At 37.4% G+C, this 2456-nt stretch carries 1 protein-coding gene; it reads left to right on the top strand.

Going from position 1 to position 2456, the window contains the following annotated elements; all coding sequences use genetic code 11:
* Positions 1–248 precede the first annotated feature (248 nt).
* Complete coding sequence (locus VB714_RS21250) at positions 249–2207, top strand: hypothetical protein (protein ID WP_323226689.1); 1959 nt, start codon at positions 249–251, stop codon at positions 2205–2207.
* Positions 2208–2456 lie beyond the last annotated feature (249 nt).

Here is a 2456-nt window from a genome sequence, read left to right as displayed (position 1 = left end):
ACTGACAAATCGATCTCAGTTTTTCGGCTGGACAGCCTAATCCTTTTGATTCAGAATCTGGCACTTTATCTTCTGAAGGTATGGCTGATGAATTAATTATCAATAGTGCTAAAAATGCACCTCTAAGTTTTTCAAAAAACATTTTGCCAATTTTACTACGAGTTTTAGACTCCATACAAAATGATTTTGACAACTCTCAATGGCAAGAACATTTCATTTTTCTTAGATTCTATAGCGAACACTTTGGTATGGAAAATCTGATTTTGCGAGGATTAGAAATATCTCTTAGCACTCTCGCAAAAAATGAACCAGAACAATTTCGAGAGTTTATTAAAGAAATAAAAAATTCTCAATTTGAAACTATTCAATTTTTATTGATTCGCGCTTATAGTGCCAATGGCAAAGAATTTGCTGATGATGCAATTAATTATCTTTGCGAAAATCCGATGCGATTTCAAATAGGTTACGGAGGAAATAGCGGTAATATTCATGCAGCACCTTACTGGACTGCTCGAGAGCTTGTACAAGCAACTACTCCTTATTGCTCTAGCGATCGCCTTCTTAAACTAACTCATTTACTCTTTGATTACTATCCAGAAAAGGAATATGTAACTCAGAACAATCTTACATTGCGAGGATATGCTCAGTTTATTTTATTGGATGCGATCGCAGTTGAGCGACGTACTGTTGAAGTGGAAGGCCGTCTAGAAGAATGGAAACGCAAATTTATATCGATAGAATTCTTAGATCGATCGGGTAAAATTGAACCACCAAAACCAATGAAAGCTGATATTGTTGGTTCTCCAATTACTGAAGAAGCTGACAAAAAAATGACGAATGAGCAATGGCTAAAGGCGATTGTAAAATACAATCAAGAAGGTGCTGGATTATGGTTTGAGAGAGATGGTCAATTAGTCGGTAATGCCAGAGAACTAGCAATCCACATTCAATACAAAGCAAAACAAGAACCAATGCGGTTTGCAAAACTATTACATCAATTTTCAAGTAATACAAACACTGTATATTTCAACAATATTTTATGGGGAATTGCAGAAACCAATCTAGATTTAGATTTAGATATTGTAGTTGATACTTTGAAATACTGCCATGAACTGACCAATAAACCTTGTGGTAGTTCGATATCTTGGCTGCTCACAAAAAAATCTAATTTACCTTGGCCGAGTGAGATATTTGATATTATTATCTGGTATGCTTTAAACGATCCAAATCCAGAACGCGAATCTTGGAGAACTGAGGCTTCAAGCGGGCAAGTTTACTATGGTGGAGATCCTTTCACCGCAGGAATTAATTCAGTTAGAGGAAGTGCGTTTGGTGCAATTGGGAATCTAATTGCTTCAGATCCCGATCGCACTGAATATTTTATTCCAACACTACAAAACGCTGTTAGCGATCGCTCTATAGCCGTTAGAACTTGTGTTGCTCAACCTTTGGTAGCTTTACTAAACTTTGATCGCGATCTTGCCGTTAAACTTCTTCAGGAACTTTGCAAAACAGAAGATATCCTTCTAGGTACTCGCTGGATAGAGCGTTTTTTGAAATATGCTACATATACTCATTTTAAAACACTACAGCCAATTTTAGAAAGAATGATTTTGAGTGATGTTAAACCTGCAAGAGAAGTAGGAAGTCGGCAAATTTGTCTAGCTGCTCTACATGAAGAAGCAGCTCGAAACCTCGCCAATGAATGTTTACATCACACATCAATTCATCGCAAAGCCGTAGCAAAAATTAGTGTAGCAAATTTACGTTCGCCTGATTATTGCCAATCGTGTGAAGATTTTCTCGTTCAACTGGTTAACGATCCAGATGAAGAAGTATGTATCGAAGTCGCACGATGCTTTCATTTATTTGAAGGCAAAGAATTAGAAAACTATACTAACCTCATTGAAACTTTTGTTCGCAGCAAGGCTTTTGAAATTGATAGCAAATCTCTTTTCCGAGCTTTACAAAAGACTACCGCAGAACTACCCGATATTACTTATGAGGTTTGCGCTCATTATGTCCAAAATATTCTGAAATCTACAGAAAAAAATCTAGGAATATCTGGTGATAATGTCAGCCAACTTTTAATCAGAACCTATAGCCAAAAGAAAGCATTACAGTCTCAATGTCTCGATCTCATCGACAGTTTAGCCGAAATTAGCGCTTATGGACTTGAAAAAAATCTAGCTAGTTATGAACGATAAACTTAACAAGTTCCATTTTTGAATCGGCGCATTTAATGTCCGTTGTCCAATTTGATAAAATCTCAATCAATTTCCGAATCACCAACTCTACCAAGGAAACCACTTTCTTACCTTGCGCCCCGAATCCCTCACGCTATCAACAATCTGCTCGTTTTTCTGCGATCGCGTCCCCGAAATATCCTTATCTTTCAGGTCGTGAGAAGCCACAATTTCCCCTGTCATCAAGGCTTCTTGAGCGCGTTCGGGCAA

Origin of the sequence: Spirulina sp. 06S082 (assembly GCF_034932145.1) — a bacterium.
In the GTDB taxonomy this organism is placed as follows: domain Bacteria; phylum Cyanobacteriota; class Cyanobacteriia; order Cyanobacteriales; family Spirulinaceae; genus CCY15215.
Note: the sequence above shows the minus strand (reverse complement) of the source record. Positions and strands in the feature narration are given on the sequence as shown.